Below are 19,768 nucleotides of genomic sequence, written 5' to 3'. Positions count from 1 at the left end.
CCTTTTTAAAGAGTAACTTAGGGCGGGTGGCAATTTTCTAGTAGGCCTGATGTTCGATTGCCGCATCAAAGAGGGCTCGTGGTGTTACCCGGCCACTCGCCTTTTCAAAAAAATCAAACTAATGAAGATTACGGAGCATCATCATGGAAGAGACTCTCACACTCTCTCCCGACAGCCTGCAGCGCCGCCTCAAAAAGCAAACCGCGTCCCTCACACTCTCTCCTGACGACCTGCAGCGCCTGCTAGGCAAGCAAGCCTCACAATTAGATAGTTCGACCTCTCTCTCTTTCGAATTCACGCCAACATCTCAAACAGACCCACTGCGACGTGACCCCGTCCTGAGCAACCTATTGCAACATGAAGCTCGCATGCTCAAGTGGCTCGGTGAATCTGAAGGCAATGCACGCCAATTTGCGCTCGACCCAATTTCGACCTTTCAGCGGGTATGCGACCCGAACCCCGAGCTGGTCGAGGAGCTGCGCGGCCTGTTTGACCGAGAAGAGCCAAGCGACTTAATTGAAGAAGAAATTGAACAGCAGCAAGGTCTGCAAGAAGTTGAATCCTCGCCAGACCCAGACCTTTCGCAAGGCTGGGACTTGATCAGTGCCTCGACCCAAGGAGCGGTCAACAATTGGATTGGCGAGCTCTTCGAAGGCGACTCAGGCCAATGGTCCTTCAGCGGAAGTGTCGGCAAGGGCCCCGCCAAGGTTCGCTACGAATTCGCATTTGATTTTCCCGCCTTCATTGATCCCGAAGACCAAAAGGCGACGCTCGACCTGCCCATCACAGGGTTCATCAAGTTCCCAGGTATCACAAGCAACATCGAAGATGCGCAGGGCCAAAGCCCCGGTCACGCCCGGCTCATTCTTGACCTCAACAAAATGCAAGCCAGCGCCAGCATCAACCACTATGGGCAAGTCACTGCGACCATCCAAAAGCCCAACTGGGACATGATGGAACTTGACCTCAGCGATATTCAACTCTCAAAGTCGATCAAGGGCCTCGACATTACCGACGCGGTGAAAGGAGCAGTCGACCAACTCATCTCAAGTTTTGATTGGCCCATCACATACACGGTTGCTCAACACACTCCCCTACCCGCCGGGAACCTGGACATCGGAGTGATGTATACAGCCTTTGATGGCGGCTCCGACCCAAACTTGTTCGGACTTGGGATATGCCGTGGGAATCGCCAGCCAATAGACGCGCTTCTACCACAGACTATCCCTAGCAACTGTACATCGGCACTCATCGTATCCAACGACATCATTTTGACTTCGGTGGCCGCGGCGATTGCTGAAGCAACGCCACTGACCTCTTCGCAGCTGACGGTGACCGATACCTACCCCGAAAAAATGTACCTCAACACCGACGTCGAGGATGTGATTGAGGGTGCGCATATCAAAATCAAGGAAAATAACCTCCAAACGGCGTTCAACAACGACGGCGATCTTGTTATCAGTGCCGACATCAGAGTGAAGCGTGGGGCCATGACCCTGTGGGTCTACCAGACCCTAAAGCTCTCTGCGACGATAAGCTTCAACGCCTACGACGATGTGCTCAACATTCAGGTGAAAACAAAAGCGAAGCTCCCCTTCTGGTGGGCGTTCGTACCGCTTGGCTGGGTCCTTCAATTGATCATCTCGATTCTGAGTTCGAAGAAAGGGAGTGTCGACATCGCGATTCCCGGCTTCCAGGTCAAGAAGACGAATTCGCCCGCTTATCTCCAGGTTGGTGGTGATTGGGCCTATATGCCAATCAAGCTTCATTCCACCCCAATCGCGCCTCCGAATATTCAGATGATGCAGATCAATCAGCAGCTGGATGAAAACGGCGGAAGGTTCCGGTTTGACTTCAGTAGATACGGCTCAGAAGTGACGAGCTTTATCGTTGCCGCCACCTACTGGTTCTTCAAGTACGAAGGAAGCACGGACCACCAGACGCAAACGCTGGGCCTGTCACTCACCCAGGTTCACAACAAGAATGCCGTCCTCACCGTCACTCCTGACGCCACTTTGTACGGCCAGAAGAAAGGTTTAAGCCCCTCAGCCTCCCAATTGACATTGTCCTGCATCGCAGTGGTCGACGGCCCCAAAGACGGTGTGATCTTACCGAGAACCATCACCGGTATCCCCGATGAATCAACCAGCCCATACATCCCCCTCGATGAGCCAGAGGCTTATGCTGCCCTTGGAGGCTGGGCGTGCGAGTACCACAAGGACAACGACCCGAGCGACCCCCCAAAGTCACACCATGTTCGCACCATTGAGCTCGATGCAACCACCGCGGTTCCTAATAACTACGAAGTGGGTATCCAATCGACTGCACAGATGCACGATGACTCGGGCAACAATGCCATCGCATCGATTGATGGCAATCTCATTGAGCTGAGCAAGAGCCCCCCTCTGATCGCAAAGTACGTGACAAACCTCCAAAAAACGAGTGATGACGCGTATGTTGAGATGGGCCAGCCTATAAGCGACGCAGCAGTGTTCCTGTCTGGCTATCGCGTCCACTACGACAGCAGTGACCACGACATCCGGCAAGTCGGCGGAGGTTCGGAAACCTACTCCACGTCAGGCTCGCAGGTCATACTGCACAATCCACACGCACTGATCGGCGACGGCGACTCGGGGAACAGCAAGCACACTCAAGAAAACAGCGAATCACACGTGTCGTTTCTAATTATCGCAGTACCGGAGTAAATCGCGCGGTTGCTCGGGTGGCCATTGCACGCCCGGGCAACCCATGCGATACCTGGCGACCGCTAGGCTGGTATTTGGTAGCACTCGACTGCTAGGGAGCCTCTGAATAACTCCGTAATGCCTCTGCGAGTCTTCAAGGCCAGCCCTTCGGAGCTTGCAGAGTTATTCAGAGGCTCCCTAGACATTCTCAAGAGGAAGGTTTACTCGTATCAGTAGCAGCTATCTATTCAGGTTGGAGTATCAGCCTAAATTTACACAATAATTTACCACTTTCTACCGGATAACTGATTAGGCTCCCCCGCATAATAAAGTTTTTGATCATCGCTATCCTCAGTGACATTGCGGAAGCAATCCACATTTATCTATAGCTTCTTTATTAATCATTCTAAATTTAAGGATGGTAAATAATTGATAATGCTTTTACATTTAAATGCGAACAACTAAAGGTCTTCTGGTCGACTATAAGATCGAATTAAAATCAGCAACTTTTAATTTGATACTTTTTTACGATGTCGAACAAAATTTTTGAAAATAGCTTGACTGAATTATTCTGTGCTTTATTACCTACAGTTAAATAAAGAGACACTGTATAGGAAAATCCATGAATCATATCAATTTTACATAGCTTATTTGACTGAACATCCTCGGCAACCATGTGCACCGGCAACCTGCCATAACCAAGCCCCCCCTTTACAAGGCGATAGGCCTCGTTCAAGTTGGAAACGGAGCATTTCACATTTGGTGAAAGCCAACCGAAAGAAACATCCATCGACCCGGAGTCTGCTACTAGAACTTGAGTCTCTCTCTTCAGTTCATAATAAGAAACATTTTTTTGGTTAGATAAGCTATGTTCTGGGCTACACACTAAGATAAATTCAACATCTAGCAATTTATCGCTTAAGAAACCGGGGGGTGGGGTCATACCGATACATAAATCCACCGCATTATTAAGAAGTAACGCATTAGTTCCAGACATCGCTTGCTCCTTTATAGACAAGCGGACATTTTTTTGCTGGCTGTGAAATAATTTTAAAGTAGCATCGAGAATACTCTTTGGAAATGAAGTATCTACTGCAATACTCAACGTAGCTGCCGCCCCCTGTTTTAGCTGGCCAGCTAGATTCTCAATGTCATAATGTTGTCTCAGTAACACCTCAACTTGCTCACTCAAAAGCAAACCGGCATGATTTAATTTGGTTTTCCTTCCATCTTTTTCAACCAGAGTTAAACCTAGGGTATCTTGAAGTTCTTGTAGCGTATAACTAATTGTGGATTGACTCTTGCCAAGTTGATCAGCAGCTTTTGATACTGAGCCTTCCTTCCTTAAAGCATCCAAAGCTTCTAACTGTTCGAGCGTGGTTTTCACGGAAGTACACCATATATCGATAGATTCGATCCATATTATCTTTGCCGTAACTACTAAGCAAACATGATGTAGGATTTCTCGCGTTTTAATAATTACCGGAAATGTCTACAATGCTTAAATCCATTACTACACTGCTGGCTGGTGTAGCTTTTACTGTGAATGCGATTGCCCAAGAGCCCGTGTGGGATGGCAATACAATCATCCTTGAATCTCAAAAGGTTTCAGATGGCATATATGCTGTAATACCTTCAGATGCCTCTGAAAAAGCTGGCAGTGGCTATCCTATTGCAACAAGTGGCGGATTTGTTATCGGCGAAAACTCTGTTCTGGTGATAGAGTCAATGATAAATGAGCGCCTTGCCGAACAAATGATATCGTTGGTCAAGGCTGAAACAGATAAACCCATCAAGTATTTAGTTAATACAAGTTATCACGGTGATCACTCATATGGAAACTATGTTTTTCCAAGCAGTGTATCTATTATCCAGCATGAAAGTGCAAAGGATTATGTAGATAACTACTTCGAGCAAGATACTGCGTTCATGATTAGTAACTTCGGTGAAGGCAGGGGAATTGAGGATGTAATACCCAAAACCGGCGATATCTTAGTCCCCAAAAACGGAAGTATTTCTATTGATTTAGGAGGCAAAACTGTAGACATAGATGATTTTGGTTTTGCTCAAACTGGCGGCGATCTATTCGTCTCCGTTAAAGGAGAGAACATACTTTGGACAGGTAATCCCGTAGTCTCTACCAAACCTGCCTTACCTTGGCTGCTTGATGGCCATCTATTAGAAACATTAGCGACCATGAAATATGTATATGGCGCAATAAATGAATCTACACTAGTTATCCCTGGTCATGGCCCAATTACAAACCGTTCAGCAATAAAATGGCATATTGATTACTTGACTGCACTTAAAAATAAAGTGGAAAAGGCAATTGCAAGAGGACTATCCCTTGAGGAGACAGTTGAGAAAGTTCAACTGCCAAAATACCAAGGGTATGCCCTTCACGGGTGGGTTCACTCTGGATTGAATGTCCCCGCAGCATATAAAGAGCTTTCCTCTTCTAAAGTTAAATAACCCTCTGATCTCATTCCTCCATAAGCGCTTACTATACCTCCTGAGTAGGTAGGTGAGCGCTTTCAAATCTAAGAAATCTAGTATGTCATATTCAAAATATGTATGGCGAAAACGCCTAATCTTAATGGGTGCCGCCACGGTTTTGGCTGCATGTAAAAACGCAACCATCGCAAATGAGGGGATGATAGAAAATTTCGACAGCGCCGTTTATGCGGATATGATCATTATTAATGCAAAGGTAACGACCCAAGATAAGAATAAGCCAGTTGCCCAGGCCATAGCGGTTAGAGATGGAAAAATTCTGGATGTAGACACCGATGAAATAATACATCAGTACAGAGGTGAAACGACTGAAGTTATTGATGCGAAGAATAGACGAGTTATACCGGGCTTGATCGACTCTCATTCACACTTCTTGCGTAGCGGATTAGCATATACAAGGGAGTTACGTTGGGACGGTGTGCCCGATCTAAAGACAGCTTTAAACATGTTGTCTGAGCAAGCAAGTAGAACACCAAAAGGTGAATGGGTAAGAATTATAGGTGGCTGGTCTCCATGGCAATTCAAGGAAAAACGGTTGCCAACTATTGTTGAAATTAATAAGGCAGCTCCCGACACCCCAGTATATATTCAATATTTCTATAGTGTTGGAATGCTTAACCAAGTGGGCATGGATAAACTTGGAATCAACAGAAATACGGAAGATCCAAAGGGCGGAAAATTCGTACGTGACTCACATGGAACACCCACAGGGTTAATGCTAGCACAGCCACATCCTGGAATTTTTTACGGCAAGATCGCAGCTCTGCCAGACACTTCAGAAGAAGTAAAAGTAAATTCAACAATTCACTTATTTCACGAACTGGCAAAATTTGGTTTAACGTCTGTTATTGACGCTGGAGGTGGCGGGTTCGGTTATCCCGATGGATATAGTGTCGCAGAAAAACTGGCCACAGAAGGAAAACTACCACTGAGAACATCCTTCTATTTATTTACACAGAATCCAGGGAAAGAGCTGGAAGACTACCACAATTGGACAAGGGGAAATAAAGCGGGGACAAACACCGACAGTACTAAAGAGCACGGCTTTGAAATTGATGGAGGAGGTGAGTATCTACTATGGAAAGCTGGAGACTTTGAAAATTTTAGATCCGACAGACCAGTGTTGGATGCCGATATGGAAAAAGATCTAACACCAATTATTGAGTTACTGGTAGAGCGTAGATGGCCATTTAGGATTCATGCAACCTATGATGAATCAATTACCAGGATTTTAGACGTTATTGAAGACGTAAATAGCTATAAACCGCTTCGCGGACTTCGATGGTCGATTGAACATGCCGAAACGATAGGCCTGAATAATATAGAGCGTATAAAGTCACTTGGTGGCGGCGTTGCCATTCAAAGTCGTATGGTATTCCTTGGTGATGACTTTTCTGAACGGTATGGAGCTGAAAAGGCAAAAGCTACACCTCCATTGAGAATGCTTGTCGATAAAGGTATCCCTATTGGTATGGGTACTGATGCCACACGGGGCTCAACCTTTAACCCTTGGCTAGGCCTACATTATTTAGTCACCGGTGAAACCGTCAGTGGCCGCAAGCTCTATGAGTCATCAAATCTTTTAACGCGAGAAGAAGCGCTCAGACTTTATACAGTTGGCAGTGCCTGGTTCTCAGGAGAAGAGCATATCAAAGGAAGGTTGTCTAAAGGTCAATTAGCAGATTTTGCAATTTTGTCGAAAGATTACATGGAAGTCCCCCTGGAAGAAATCAAGTCAATCAGATCTGTACTAACTGTTGTAGATGGAGAGGTTGTATATGGAGATGGGGATTATCAGTCTTTATCACCAAAACTAGAGCCCCTTCTGCCTAGTTGGTCACCTGTAAAATTCTATGGCAGCTACTGGCCATAAATAGCTTCCACAGAAAGGCCACCTTAAGTAGTGGCCTTTATAAAGAGAGTTAAGCCTTGACTTCCCTTGCCCCATTCAAAAATAAACTGTTTTTGATCATTTGGACTGCAACATTAATCTCAAATACAGGAACATGGATTCATGAGATTGGTGCAAATTGGCTAATGATTTCACTAACCTCATCACCATTTTGGATCGCTATGGTTCAATCTGCAGCATCCTTACCCACACTATTTCTTGCGATTCCAGCTGGTGCCTTCGCAGATATTGTCGACAAGAAAAGATATTTAATAATATTACAAATATGGATGTTCCTGCTTACCTCCATATTATGCCTTCTTACAGCAACCGGATCGACATCTATTTTATCGTTACTGACGTTAACCTTTTTAATTGGTATCGGAACTGCATTAATGGTCCCAGTCTGGTCTTCTATAACACCACTAATAGTAATCAAAGCAGACTTACCCCAATCCATAGCCCTAAATAGCATGGGAATTAATCTGGCAAGAGTGATTGGTCCAATACTCGGCGGAGTACTTTTGATCTATTTTAACCTGGAGGTACTTTTCGCTTTAAACGCTATTTCTTTCTTATTTGTAATAATGGCTCTTAGCTATTGGACACCGAATAGAAACGGCGCAACAAATCAACATAGTGAGAATTTCGTATCAGCAATAAAAAATAGCCTGAAATACATAAAGCGAGAATCAAAACTTCAACACGCACTGGTTCGAGCGTTGTCGTTTTTTATTTTTGCTAGTACTCTATGGGCGTTACTCCCCACTTTTTCATCTCAATTATATACAGACGATCCAAAAGCATACAGTTTATTAATGTCATTTTTAGGGCTCGGTGCGGTAAGTGCTGTGTTTTTCACCAATAAGCTCCGCACAATCTTTAAAGTAGATAATTTACTATGTATCGCATCTATTGGCTATGCTACATCCATGTTATTACTGTCATTTCTAACCAGCTATATCCATGTATTAGTAGCAATGTTCACTGCGGGATTTTGCTGGTTACTCTTTTTATCTCCGCTTATTCTGGCTACTCAGGAAATGCTACCAAATTGGATAAGGGCAAGAGGAATGTCATTTTTTATGGCAACATATATGGGCGCTATGGCTATAGGAGGTATGCTCTGGGGAAAAATAGCTTCCTACGCAGGAATATCAAATACGCTGCTAATTGCTTCATGTTTTTTGCTCGTCGCAACAGTATTTGTAAGAAATCAGCTTGTAGGCCCTGCAGACCAGGAGGCCTTGAATATCCCCTAGCAGAGTAGACCTAAAACTCTTATTTTAATAACTTATGATACCAATAAGGAGCTCCCACTATAGCCTTGAAAAATCAACTGTCATTAAGCTTGAAAAAAGTAAACCCATAATAGCTATTCTCAAAGGTACAGAAAGCACCCATGGAAGGGGTATAAGCTTTTAATCCCGATCGAGACAAAACACTTATAAACACCATTAAACTCTAATACACAACTGCAAAAAAACCTAAAGACAAGCAACTCGCTATAGTATTTTTCACAAGAATAGTTGAGTCCAATACATATTAGTTTCCTAACTGTTATCTAATTTAGCCCTCCCAGAAAGACAACTAAAAACTAATATAAGCCCACTTATTGGAACAATAAAACAGATACGACACTGTAACCCGGCACCTCATTTTAACACCACCTGAAAATATAATATTCCACTCTATTATTTTTGTATCAACATATCTAACAATGACTGGAATCCACTTAACCCAGCCAGCTTCCTCTGACAATTCTAACAAATCGAACGAATACATCTATATATTCATATTTTACTACTGCCGATATGGCTTTAAACTTCCCCACATGGGTCTTTATCTGAACTATGTTCGTCAATAGTCTCCCTTTGAAATTTAAAAGTGGAGCATGAATAGACACAATCAATCTGATGAAGCCTTTGATCCTACCCATCAACAACGAAACCGATTAATTCAAGGAATTTACTATGTTAAAAGGTATTAGAGAATTAAAGTTCTCAACATCTGGTGAACAGGGTTCTGATGGAGCCGGAGTAAAGTTAACTCGCTTGATTGGGACACAAAACCTGGAAATGCTGGACCCCTTTCTTCTATTGGATTCATTCGAAAGCGACAACCCCAATGAATATATTGGAGGCTTTCCCAACCATCCGCATAGAGGTTTTGAAACTGTAACTTACATGATAAATGGAAAAATTAGACATAAAGACAATATGGGAAATGAGGGCATTATAGAGCCAAATGGCGTGCAATGGATGACTGCAGGTAAAGGTGTCATACATTCGGAAATGCCTGAGCAAAAAGATGGATTGTTAAGGGGCCTTCAACTATGGGTTAATTTGCCTAAAGATAAGAAAATGATTGATCCTGACTACCAGGAGTTTGAAGAAAGTCAAATTTCGTCTGAAGCAACTACAAAAGGCCAAAACATCAAAGTCATTGCAGGGACAACTAATTTTGGCACAAAAGGTGTTGTGGAAAATAGATACGTTTACCCCACCTATATTGATGTAACCTTGGCGCAAGACCATAAATTTGTACAGAATCTAGAAGAAACACATAATGCATTTATTTATGTAATTGAAGGTTCTCTAAATACGGGATCAAAGAAGTCAAAGCTGGTTGAGCGTCAACTAGGCATTTTAACAAAAGGAAGTAAAGTTTTAATCGAAGCCGGTGGTAAAGGTAGCCGCTTCATACTGGTTGCGGGGAAACCTCTAAATGAGCCGGTAGTTAGGGGCGGCCCTTTCGTAATGAATACAAAGGAAGAGCTTTTTCAAGCATTTTATGATTTTAATAATAACACGTTTTAGAATTATCATGTGATTCTACTGACCAAGGGCACTATAACTTGGAAATATTGAAACCGATGGTACTTTTTCAAAGGTACTATAAAATCTAGAAATGGATTCCTAAAGGTAATCAGGATGTACTGAAATAGTTCGATCAGATTTGAGTATGGCATAAATGAGTATGGATAGAATTCGTAACCCAGTATTCGAGCCTTTCATACAATATTTCTTAAGACCACAAATTAGTCTGTCCCGTAGCGATTATGCGTGCCACTATTTTCTGAGTTCACAAAATAAAAACCGCAAGACCCACGTAGAAAATAATCACCTTTATTATAAGGGGCTCTAATGCCACAACATCAATATAACCTACAAGCCCCCCCCTGCCGGTATAGTAGGCCAAGAGCAAACCAGGGGGGAGGTTATCAAATGTGTTATTGATGGAGCAGCAAGATGATCCACTTATCGTATACGGGAGTTTCAACCACTACTTAAAGCCAATTGTTATAAAATAGTTAGAGTTACAAGCTTTCTGTCTAGCGCCAAGTTTTCAAACCTTTAGCTTTCCTATAGGCTAGTGTCACTCATTAGAATGAAAGTAACTAAAAGAGAATATTGAATAAAGTTTAATTCAGGTAGCAGATTGCATTGACCTTCAAGTTACCTGGAGTTGGTTCTGGTAATAAGCCATTTAAAGGTCGGTAACTCATTAACTTAAGAGTTGCCTGGTTTGTGGCGACTTATTTTTGATCTCCGGTCTTGACACACCTACACCAAGTTTCATTGAATGCTACTCAGGACCACCACTCCTTGCGCAAACCATGTAAGGGTTACAATGTATCGACTAATTGATTAAATGAACTGGAAAATAGGGAAATCGAAGTATGACCAACGCATGGATGATCCGCGCCGGGCGCGGTGGTATTTACAGTGAAGACTTCGAGAAAGGCTTTGCCGCAGTGGGTTGGTCACAGCTGGGAGACCTAAGCCAGTATTCAAGCACCGAGCGCTTGCGGGATGAATACATCAAGATTTACGGTAATGATAAACCCTCGGCTACCGCCAACGCCCTAGCCATGATCCTGAAGTTTCGCGATCAGATTGCCGCTGGCGATTATATTGTGAGCTACAACCCGGAGACACGGAACTACCTGTTGGGCGTCGATAAAGGGGAGTATCTCTACCAACCGGATATTATCGGCGACTACGCCAACCTGCGTAAGGTGGAATGGCTCGGTAAAGTCAGCCGCGACCAGCTGCCACAAAAAGCCAAGAACTCCCTCGGCTCAACCCTCACCCTCTTCTCCCTAAGCCAGGAAACCATTGATGCCTTCCTAACCATATTCGAAGGCCGTACGCTAGCGCCGCAGGAAGACGAGGCCGCAGAAACTGATAGCGCACAGCTCAAAGACGAAACCGTGGCCCAGAGCCATGAGTTAATCAAAGACAAGATCGCCGCACTACTGCCCGAAGAAATGGAAGAGCTGGTTGCGGCGATACTGCGCGCGATGGGCTTTAAGGCCAAGGTATCCCCCAAGGGCCCTGATCGCGGTGTGGATGTGATCGCCTCACCGGACGGCCTGGGCCTTACCCAGCCTCGCATTAAAGCCGAAGTGAAACATCGCGATGGCTCCATGGGCGCCCCCGCCATACGCGGCTTTATCGGCGCCCTGCGGGAAGGGGATTCTGGCCTGTTCGTCAGCACCGGCGGCTTCACCCGCGAAGCCCGCTACGAAGCCGACCGCTCCACCTTCCCCCTCACCCTAGTGGATCTCGATGACCTGGCCGATCTTATCGTCAGCCATTATGAAAGCTTCGATTTGGAAGGCAGGGCACTAATGCCTCTGGTGCGTATTTACTGGCCGGTGGATTAAGACAGGCGGGCTAGTACCGTGATCGAATATCGCTATCCAGAAGAGAAAACCGTTGCCCTGTTTTTTGCTGAATTACTGCAAGATTCAGTGGCAATGGATATTTTAGAACGTGGATATGTAACCACTTCAGAAGAAGCCACTCATCTCAGTAAGTTCTTCTGGGCCATGGTTGAGAAATCCGCACAAGAGCCAGAGCTACCTTGCGAGGCCAGCTCTGAATCTTGGCTAGAAAAGCTGTACAACAGCTTTGGCGGATACCTTTTCGAAAAGGGTTATGAGCAGCAGTGGGATGATGAAATTGATAATGCCTAAACTTCAACATTAGAACCATATAATAATGAAAAGCTGCTTTTAAAACTTTTATGGTCTCTGAAAATACTAACATCACCCTACCTAAGCCTTCTGACATAATGCCTAGCGAAAATTCTCAACTTCCTCTACACCTCGAAAACTCTTTAAAAAGTAGAATATATATCGAGGCTTACACATAGTGATGAAATTTAACGAACATGAACTTGCCATCAAAGATATAGCAATTCACTACTCCCACAAGCTAAAAAACCAACTGGCCGAAGACATTCTACTTGGCAAGAGAGATATCACTTCAGCTGAAGAAACTAAACTACTGACTCAGTTTTTCTGGCAAATGGCAGATCAGGCAGCTAAAGATTATCAAAACGATGGACAACCAGATATTGATGTCGACCTTGAGGATTGCATGGAAAAGCTAATGAATATTTTCATCGGCTATACCAAAAGAGCAGGCTTTAACCAACAATGGGTTGAAGAATCCAATAAGACTAACAGCACTTAAAGTTGTTTTCACCATCGAGTCCAATGCCAGCTATTACCGGCCTTTCATCTATCCGTTTCTCTAGCGCTATTATTCTCGGCGGCTCAATAAAACTGGCCAACAGTTTCCCGCCATCAGTGAACTAAAATCATCAATAATTCTTCTATCTATTTTTTCTTCATAGACATAATAGACAATAAATCTCGGCTGCTTACCAGTGCCTAACTTTGACTCTTCATAAAAACAGAAGGAAAAGTGTTGAATAACCTCATCACCGTCTACATCTTCATAAGCCACAGTAAGAGAGTCCCATGAAGGCGAAGATATACCCTTAAGTAATTCTTTTTGGGCACGCACATTATGGTCCTTGTAAGCAACAGTCAAACCTGCAAGCTGGTTGCTGGACACATGGAAAGACAGTTTCGTATCACCAAATGTTTCCGGTAGAGAATACATAAAATCTGCTTTATCCGCTTTTAATACGTCAGGAACTCCTGCCTGCGCAATCATAGAAAAAGAGGCTAGCAGCAATATTAAAATTCCACTTTTCATCATCCACCTTTCAGCTCTTTTGATAAAACCGCCCCACCTCATCAAAGAGGCAAGAAATTCTAGCAAGTTAAAAATACAAATCACATCAACTAGAAAAAATCTACAGACCAATATACCAATCACCTGTGAGATATAGAACCAGACAACCAATAAAATATAGGCGCACAAATAATCTTATTGGATTTTATTAAGTTTTCTTCAGCGTCAAAGCTGCGTAGAATCGAAAGATATTTATCAATATTTTGGGCCGTGATCAAACCGGCTTCGACAAGCCAGCAGCCCAAGATAAAACAAGAACATCAAGAGTTATATAAAAGACCCATTCTCAAAGGAGAACGGTAGCGTGACGTAAGAGTAAGTAAAAGGCGCTGACCCAGGGTGCGGCAACACCCGGGGCCAGCTAACCAAATTGATACCATAGTTATCAAAGTGGCTCCATGAATGGTACGCTAGAAACCCGCTCGTCTTCAATAAAAGGTTGCAAATTCAGTAACCTGAGGCGATTCCCCAAGCACTGGGAGTCTAGCGCCCGCCTTTTCTTCTTTTACGCCTACCGTTCTCGCGCCCCTCCTAATACCTGCAACCGTTCTTACTTTCCTGGCCTTCCCGTTGCGGGAGGTTTGCCAATGCTTTGCGTCTCATTAGGAAACCAATATGTTGATTTTAAACCGCCGTACTGGCGAGAACCTCAGGATTGGGGAAAACGTCTCAATCACGATATTAGAAGTTAAAGGTAATCAGGTGCGGGTAGGTATAATCGCTCCCAAATCCTTACCGGTTCACCGTGAGGAAGTTTATAGGCGTATCCGAAAGGAACAGAAAGTGGACGATGGAAATGATTGAGCAACGGATACTTCTCATCATTTCTAAATAAGATAGCGGGCTTGGTACTCTTCAAACCAAGTATCAGCAACGCTGCTCCCGAGACGCATGGATGCTATTGCATATAATTCATACTCAGAGTCGGTGGGATGCTCCAAGGCGAGCGAAAGTAATACGGGCACCTGTACAACTTTGTGAAACCAAGTTTTCAAAGTCTTGGTGCCCTCTTCGCTCCAAAAGGGTGAGGGTGACTCACCCTGGGTCAGTACATCTACCTGGCTTGCTAAAAATTCGATGATGCATTGCCGGGAATCAGGAGAATCATCTTCCCACCACTCCCTAAGCTCCTTGGAAATATCGCATCCTGCACAGGCAAGTGTGGCCAAGCAGGTTTCTACATTACCGGCATCCCAGCGTTCCGACTGCCACCATGCGTTTAAAAATAGAGTCACGGCCCTTCGCTCAGGCTCTAGCCACATATTCCAGTCTGCATATACAAGTTTGCCGGCGATGATCTCGCTATAGCTCGTTAATGGCGTATCAGTGGCAATAAGCTCAAGAATCCTGGGTAGGAAATGCTTGAAATCTTCGACCCCACCCCAGGTGGTCATAGCTTTATTGGTATATCTCTCAAGATCACTGCTGGTAAGTTCGCCCAGAGGTGCACTATTTAGCGCTTTATGGTCTTCCTCTGAGATACAGCATGGACAACCACTGACATGTGCGGAACGCGGGTACCGAGCGAAGGTATCGTAGGCATTCTCAATAGCGGCCTGTAACGCTGGAGACAGTGACTTCATAAGTTAACCCAGTAAAACTAGAATGTGGCTTTAAAGGCAGTGGTTAGCAATATTACAAGGCCGTAGTTGAGGATTCTAGAAACTTATCTTGGCAATCTAAGAAGTACCTATATACCAACAAGCAGTCGCTTAGTGGTGTGTCCGTTGTCGCTGGGCAGGATCATCGATCTGAAATAAAGCCACCTCAAGGAAGTGGCTATAAAAACCAGGCAATGAGCCCACAACTGCTTTTCGACTATCCTCGGTAAATCATTTTCTTAAGCCGCTTGAGGTTAAATTGATAAAGCAAAAGCCGGCAAAATACGTTGCTCTATCAAGCCCAGGGTTTTGTCATCATCTCTGTGGCCGGTGACGGCAATTACCAAATCAAGGTCTTCAATAGCCATGACATACTGGCCACCACCGCCCCAGCCAAACTTTGCGATATATTTCTTGTTGCCAACCTTCAGAGGCGTTCGCCAGAAGAAGTAGCCGAACGAAAAATTGGTATAGTCAAACTCATCATCTGTGGGAACAGCCACTTTTCCAGTGGCCTTAGCAATAAACGCTTCAGGGATTAACTGATCGCCATTCCATCTGCCTTTATTGAGTACCAAGGTGCCCCACTTAACCATACTGCGAGATGTCATCATGGCCCTTGACCCTGCCTGGGGCACGCCACTGACGGCTTCCTTCCAGTGATAGTTGTCGATCCCCATCTTCTCTAGCAGCTCTTCTTTAATAAAGTCGCTCGCGGAACCGGGAACCACAGCATCCAGCACCAACATTACAATCATTGGGTCTGAGCCTTGGTATAAGTAGGTTTGCGATTCTGAGGTTATCGGTTTGCTATGGCTTAAATAGATTTGGGCCAGCTTTTTTCCTGTCAAATGCTCTGGATTTTCCAGTAAGGCATCCCGTTTTTTTTCATCAATACGAATTCCAGATTGCATACTCATGGCATGGCTCAATGTCACAAGATCTGCGCCTTTAACAAGCTTCGTCCTATCCAGCCCTTTCAGGAGGGAAGTGACGGGCTTGTCTAAGTCTTCCATGGTTAAATAGCCCAACTGTATCGCCCGCCCAATCGCCAGGGCTGTATAGGCCTTGCTGGCAGAGGCTTGTGGGTGCGGAAAATTAACACGACCAAGGGAGTAGTAGGATTCAAATACCAGTTTGTTATTTTGAGCAATTAGTAGGCTATCGTAGGGTGTATGTTGGTTGTCTGCTATTTCCTGTGCCAGTTTTTCCAAGCTCTCTTTGATGGTATCGATTTCACCAACAGGAATACCGTCTTTTCTATCCGCTGGGGCTGTATCAATAAATGCTTTTTTAAGCTTGGGAATTGATCTCTCCAGGCCTGTGAGGTCGCTACTATAGTCGGCCATATTGACTTCTGGTGCTTGTAGGTCTCCTGCGCTTACAGTAGTACATATCCCGTACGTTAACCCGATTGTGATTAGCTTCTTGATTAACATTTTATATCCTGTATTTAATTTTTAACGATATTATTAATATGGATCGATATAATATTGATTAGTGTTTCACTTTATCCGCAAGCCAATAAATACTGCGTACTGAAGTCTTTGGAAACGCCGTTGTGTGATTAGCCGATTCAATAACCACTGGTTCTATGGATAAGTTAGCCAGCTTTTGGCTCTTTAACTCACTAACAAACCTTTCTACCGTCGCACCCAGCTCCTCTTCTAAAGCGCCGTAGGCAATAAATACATTGGTTTGTTTTGGTAGTTCTATCAATGGTTTGTTAGGCTCTAATTCAAGACGAGAATCCACATAAGTGCCTATCAATCTTGATGGACTGCCGATAATGTAGTTCTGAAAAGTATCCGGTTGACTTATTAAGGCATAGACTCCAAAGAGACCACCAAATGAGTAACCGAAATATGTCCGATTATCTGGATTCGCGCGGTAATTGCTTTCGATATACTTTATAACGTCATTTCTGATAAAGGCGAGATGCTGATGGGCCTCTCCTTTAAAGGATTCTTTATCGTTAGCTTTATCATCTAAGGGTAGTGCTGGTTTAAAGTCCCGATATCGACTCGACCATTCATTTTCATCAGCTGGCATACCTTTCCGCCAGCCAATGCCCACCAAAATTGCATCTTCCAGTGCATACTCTGTGGTGGCCGATAGTATTTCAACCGCCCACAAAGCATCTGTATAATAAATGACCGGATGCTTTTTGGTGTCACTCTCCTCATATTTCTCAGGCAGCTTGATATACAGCTCGTATTCCCTGTTATTGCCGGAGTCCTGAATGGGTATCACTTGGATTGTGGATAACTCCAGGGCTTTATGCTCACCTGCTTCAAGGGCAGCGATAGGTAGCAACAGGAGAAAGGCGACTAGTAAACGCTTTTTCATATCAGTATTTATACCGTTACATGTGATCGAAGAAGCGTTCAATCTAAACAAGGAGCCTATGAAACACCTGAAGTGCTCCTGACTTTTGAATGACTTTGTTCTGTTACTATAAAGTGCTTATTTATCAAAAGCTTACAAAGTCTGCTTTAGCTGTAATCAGGGTTTATGCTAGTATCCATTGCCAAAATTTAGCTCATATTTTGTTCAGGTAGATACATCAATGGCTTCACAATATTGGGTGGGTGACTTCTTTGTTGATTTATCCAGAAACCAGATCACCCGACATGAGCACTCGCAAACTGTCCCCCCTAAAGCCCTTGCTGTCTTAACCCACTTAGCAAGACATCAGCGAAAAGTCGTGAGCCAGGATGAGCTACTGTCTGAGGTCTGGCCGGATACAATAGTCACACCCAATACGCTGCAAAGAAGTATTGCGCAACTTAGAAAAGCCTTTGGGGAAGATCGGAAGCAGCAGTCTTATATTAGGACCCATGCGAAACAGGGTTATAGCCTGGAATGCGATATTGTTTGGCAAGATGGTGATTCTATTCCACAGGGTAAGACAGCACCGGAAGAGGAAGCTCCCTCCCCTACTCCCCCTGAGCATGAAAAAGATATAACACCGGTTAATCCAAACCACCAAACCCAGACGATCAAACCAAATCGATTTCCAATCTTTGCACTTGTCGGGTTGGTATTATTAGTATTTGTTATATTTAAACACTCTCCGCCCGAGCAAAGCTCTCAGCTTGTATTTGATCGATTACAGGCGGTAACTGCAACTGACCGTAAAGAGTTTAGCCCCTCTTATTCGCCTGACGGTGAATATATTATATTTAATCGTTACTTAGATAAGCTCTGCGTTAATAAAATCTGGGCCAGGAATATACATACCCAGAAGGAGACGGAATTAACTCCAGAATGGGGTACTTATGGCCGCCATACACTATCACCGGATGGCAAGAAACTGGTATTTATTTCTGAAGAAGACTGCACCATACCGCTAACCCAAAATACTTGTTACAACCTGGTAAGCCTGGATTTTCAAAAGGCATTAGCCAGCCCACAGCAGCCAAATGTATTAATGCGCTGTAGAAATTCCGCGATTAAGAACCCGGTATGGCTAAATAATAATGATCTCGCTATTTTGCACAAAGAGACTGACCGTTGGCGGTTGATCAACTATTCAGTCAGGGATAATGCCAGTCGGGTTCTTTATGACCTGGAGAATGGAAACCTGGCCTATTTTGATTACTCAATAAGTGAAGGGTTAATAGCCGTAACCAGCCATCATCAAGATGGCCAGCTTTATATAGATATACTGGATTCCAAGGGGGCGCTTTTATCCAGCCACCCGATAGACTATCCGGATGAAATCCCCCAGCGCAGGACCATATCCCCTAACTTTTCACCGCTTACAGATGAGTTAATCTTTAGCACAGGGCGGCGACTCTTCTCTCTCACTTATGATGGAAAGGTCAGTAAGCTTGATTTACCCCTGGATCAGTCTGCCAGCTCGCCGGAATTCCACCCAAATGGGCAGAGGGCACTTCTGATTAAGGGCCGATACGATAGTGACATTGCATCAATACCGCTTAACCAACCTGAGTCAATCGATACACCTTCGGACGAAGATGTCAGCGAACTCTACCCAAGCACAACACGGTCGATTTTGGGAGAAGATGATGGCATTTTCCAACCCAATGGCAACTTGATTGCATTTACATCCAGGCGCTCTGGTGAAGATCAGGTGTGGATAACTGATGGCAGCGATTTACGGCAAGTCAGCCAGTTTCCAATGGATACCAATATCTACGGCATTAGCTGGTCTACCGACGGCCAAAGCATACTAGCGAGTGCCAATCAGATACTTACTAAAATCTCCCTGGGCGGTAGCAGAGGAGACTTCTCACTAGCGCATCCAGTTGACCGACTATTCCAGTGGGATAGTGTGAGTAACCTCGCGCTGTTAACTTTAACGGTTAAAGGCGTTACAAAGTTTGCGGAAGTAAACTTGGATAATCTTGAAGTAAGCATTATCAACGATACCCAAGTTAACTGGGCCCAACGAAGCGAAGATGGCCAGCTGATCTATATGGATCATATGAACCGCTTCTGGCAGCCCGGCCCTGCAGAAGATCAGCTAATCGAAGAGCTGGTTCATCAAGGCAGTGAGAAAAGGTTTGTAATCAAAGGGAATGTGATTTACTCAATCAATCGAGATGATCAGTTATGGTCCTACGAACTCGACACCGGTAACTTTTCTATTTTGAGAGCAGTGCATAGAGATATCGATTATATAACTGATATTAATCAGGAAAACCTAATGATTACCTATGTTGTTGCCGCTAAAAAAGAAGTTGCTGAGCTTTTTTTAAGAGAATAGCTCTATTACTTATACGCTCTTGATATATAGATAAAAGCAGCCTCTTTTAGCATACTCAAGTGATTTATTACCGATTGAATCGTTTCAATTCAGTAAATTTAATGGGCCTTCTTAACCTTAACTTTTATTAATTTTGAGCACATTGAAATACAGATATAAAGCTTCTAACATTACTACATAGATAAATTAGGGCACTGACAGTACAATTACAACCCAACACAAAACCTTAAAGTCATTGCTTTTATTTACAAAATAATATGCACTAGATACTAGAAAATAGACTGGAT

15 protein-coding genes are annotated in these 19,768 nt (G+C 44.1%); 10 read left to right on the top strand and 5 right to left on the bottom strand.

Features of this window, described 5'->3' with window-relative positions; all coding sequences use genetic code 11:
* The first annotated feature begins 143 nt into the window (after nt 1-143).
* Nucleotides 144-2,705 (top strand): hypothetical protein, encoded by a 2,562-nt coding sequence (locus tag ACJJIS_RS02705; RefSeq protein WP_475709421.1) that lies wholly within the window; start codon nt 144-146, stop codon nt 2,703-2,705.
* A gap of 478 nt (nt 2,706-3,183) precedes the next feature.
* Here ACJJIS_RS02705 and ACJJIS_RS02700 read toward each other — a convergent pair whose 3' ends face one another.
* On the bottom strand, nt 3,184-4,071 hold the full coding sequence (locus ACJJIS_RS02700) for a LysR family transcriptional regulator (protein ID WP_445362479.1): 888 nt from the start codon (nt 4,069-4,071) through the stop codon (nt 3,184-3,186).
* Nucleotides 4,072-4,181: 110 nt separating this feature from the next.
* On the opposite strand from ACJJIS_RS02700, the gene ACJJIS_RS02695 reads away from it, so the two are divergent.
* From ACJJIS_RS02695 to ACJJIS_RS02665, 7 genes are all read left to right on the top strand, one after another.
* Nucleotides 4,182-5,156, top strand: a complete 975-nt coding sequence (locus ACJJIS_RS02695) for an MBL fold metallo-hydrolase (RefSeq protein ID WP_475709420.1) — start codon at nt 4,182-4,184, stop codon at nt 5,154-5,156.
* A gap of 82 nt (nt 5,157-5,238) precedes the next feature.
* Nucleotides 5,239-7,071: an amidohydrolase gene (locus ACJJIS_RS02690; protein WP_475709419.1), complete on the top strand. Its 1,833-nt coding sequence runs from the start codon at nt 5,239-5,241 to the stop codon at nt 7,069-7,071.
* 56 nt (nt 7,072-7,127) lie between these two features.
* Nucleotides 7,128-8,351: an MFS transporter gene (locus ACJJIS_RS02685; RefSeq protein ID WP_475709418.1), complete on the top strand. Its 1,224-nt coding sequence runs from the start codon at nt 7,128-7,130 to the stop codon at nt 8,349-8,351.
* 711 nt (nt 8,352-9,062) lie between these two features.
* Nucleotides 9,063-9,908: a pirin family protein gene (locus ACJJIS_RS02680; protein ID WP_475709417.1), complete on the top strand. Its 846-nt coding sequence runs from the start codon at nt 9,063-9,065 to the stop codon at nt 9,906-9,908.
* Between the two features lie 863 nt (nt 9,909-10,771).
* The gene (locus ACJJIS_RS02675) at nt 10,772-11,761 is read left to right on the top strand and encodes a restriction endonuclease (protein WP_475709416.1); all 990 of its coding nucleotides are present in this window, start codon (nt 10,772-10,774) and stop codon (nt 11,759-11,761) included.
* A gap of 18 nt (nt 11,762-11,779) precedes the next feature.
* Entirely contained in the window at nt 11,780-12,073 is a 294-nt protein-coding gene (locus tag ACJJIS_RS02670) for a hypothetical protein (protein ID WP_444915550.1), read from the top strand.
* 181 nt (nt 12,074-12,254) lie between these two features.
* Nucleotides 12,255-12,575 carry a hypothetical protein gene (locus tag ACJJIS_RS02665; protein WP_445361149.1) on the top strand — a complete coding sequence of 107 codons (321 nt, stop codon included), beginning with the start codon at nt 12,255-12,257 and terminating at the stop codon, nt 12,573-12,575.
* A 69-nt stretch (nt 12,576-12,644) separates the two neighbouring features.
* Here the strand turns inward: ACJJIS_RS02665 and ACJJIS_RS02660 are convergent, their stop codons facing one another.
* Nucleotides 12,645-13,109 carry a hypothetical protein gene (locus ACJJIS_RS02660; protein WP_444940775.1) on the bottom strand — a complete coding sequence of 155 codons (465 nt, stop codon included), beginning with the start codon at nt 13,107-13,109 and terminating at the stop codon, nt 12,645-12,647.
* Nucleotides 13,110-13,760: 651 nt separating this feature from the next.
* Here ACJJIS_RS02660 and csrA point away from each other — a divergent pair.
* Nucleotides 13,761-13,949, top strand: coding sequence for a carbon storage regulator CsrA (gene csrA / locus ACJJIS_RS02655; RefSeq protein WP_444940774.1), 189 nt, complete (start codon nt 13,761-13,763; stop codon nt 13,947-13,949).
* A 23-nt stretch (nt 13,950-13,972) separates the two neighbouring features.
* Here csrA and ACJJIS_RS02650 read toward each other — a convergent pair whose 3' ends face one another.
* The 3 genes from ACJJIS_RS02650 to ACJJIS_RS02640 form a co-directional block, all read right to left on the bottom strand.
* Entirely contained in the window at nt 13,973-14,728 is a 756-nt protein-coding gene (locus ACJJIS_RS02650) for a hypothetical protein (protein WP_444940773.1), read from the bottom strand.
* A 272-nt stretch (nt 14,729-15,000) separates the two neighbouring features.
* Nucleotides 15,001-16,095: a serine hydrolase domain-containing protein gene (locus tag ACJJIS_RS02645; RefSeq protein ID WP_475709415.1), complete on the bottom strand. Its 1,095-nt coding sequence runs from the start codon at nt 16,093-16,095 to the stop codon at nt 15,001-15,003.
* Nucleotides 16,096-16,243: 148 nt separating this feature from the next.
* Nucleotides 16,244-17,095, bottom strand: coding sequence for an alpha/beta hydrolase (locus tag ACJJIS_RS02640; protein WP_475709414.1), 852 nt, complete (start codon nt 17,093-17,095; stop codon nt 16,244-16,246).
* Between the two features lie 220 nt (nt 17,096-17,315).
* On the opposite strand from ACJJIS_RS02640, the gene ACJJIS_RS02635 reads away from it, so the two are divergent.
* Nucleotides 17,316-19,481: a winged helix-turn-helix domain-containing protein gene (locus ACJJIS_RS02635; protein ID WP_475709413.1), complete on the top strand. Its 2,166-nt coding sequence runs from the start codon at nt 17,316-17,318 to the stop codon at nt 19,479-19,481.
* Nucleotides 19,482-19,768 lie beyond the last annotated feature (287 nt).

Source organism: Microbulbifer maximicatervae (SeqCode) (assembly GCF_056231245.1).
This window is presented reverse-complemented; position numbering and strand designations above follow the sequence as displayed.